Here is a 1112-nt window from a genome sequence, read left to right as displayed (position 1 = left end):
CCGTCAAGGTTCAACACCAAAATCTGCACAAGAGGTTTTAGCTGCAGGTGAACAAATTTGGGTTCGCGAGCTAACGACCACCGATGAAGATGGCAACACTCAAAGCAGCTGGAAGCTAAGCCAAGTGCCTAGCGCGAACACCGCATTTGTCGCGATGAATCCTGAAAATGGCGGCATTTTGTCACTAGTAGGTGGTTTTAACTTTGTTCACAGCAAGTTTAACCGCGCAACCATGTCCGTGCGTCAGGTTGGTTCTAGTATCAAACCATTTATTTACTCAGCCGCTATCGATAAAGGCCTAACGTTAGCAACTCTGATCAACGATGCGCCAATCAACAAATGGGACGCAGGTTCAGGATCGGCATGGCGACCAAAGAACTCACCTCCAACTTACGGTGGTCCAACTCGCCTTCGCATTGGCTTAGCGCAATCGAAAAACGTAATGGCGGTTCGTACCTTACGTGAAGTGGGTCTGGATGAAACTCGTCAGTACCTAACTCGCTTTGGATTCGATATCAACGAAGTACCTCGCTCAGAAACTATCGCCTTGGGTGCGGGTAGCTTAACGCCAATGAAAGTGGCGCAAGGTTACTCGGTTTTTGCAAACGGCGGTTACTATGTTGAGCCGTTCTACGTCGAACGCGTTGAAGATGCATTTGGCGAAGTTTTGTTTAAAGCCAACCCTAAGAGCGTTTGTCATCAAGATTGCCCACAAATGAGCCCACAACCAGAAATGGATCGCTTTGCCAGTGAGTTCGGTGAGCAAGACGTTGCCGTTGATGGCCAAGCTCCAGAGAACGCACTAGAAAATGATGAACCAAAATACGCACCACAAGTGATCTCTGAACAAAACGCATTCTTGATGCGTGAAATGATGTACAGCAACATCTGGGGTGGCGGCAACTGGCGTGAAGGAACTGGCTGGAACGGTACCGGCTGGCGTGCACAAAAACTTGAGCGTCGTGATATTGGTGGTAAAACTGGTACGACTAACGATTCAAAAGACGCATGGTACAACGGTTATGGTCCGGGCGTGGTTGCGATTGCATGGGTGGGCTTCGATGATCACTCACGCGCGTTAGGCCGCACGACGGTGAACAGCAATTTGGGTC

Annotated in this window: 1 protein-coding gene; it reads left to right on the top strand. The window is 49.5% G+C overall.

The features are described from left to right. Nucleotides 1-1112: penicillin-binding transpeptidase domain-containing protein (locus tag R8269_RS25650; protein ID WP_318222965.1), on the top strand; the 1112-nt coding region annotated here is incomplete at both ends.

The sequence above is a fragment of the Vibrio sp. Vb0667 genome (genome assembly GCF_033391095.1).
Note: the sequence above shows the minus strand (reverse complement) of the source record. Positions and strands in the feature narration are given on the sequence as shown.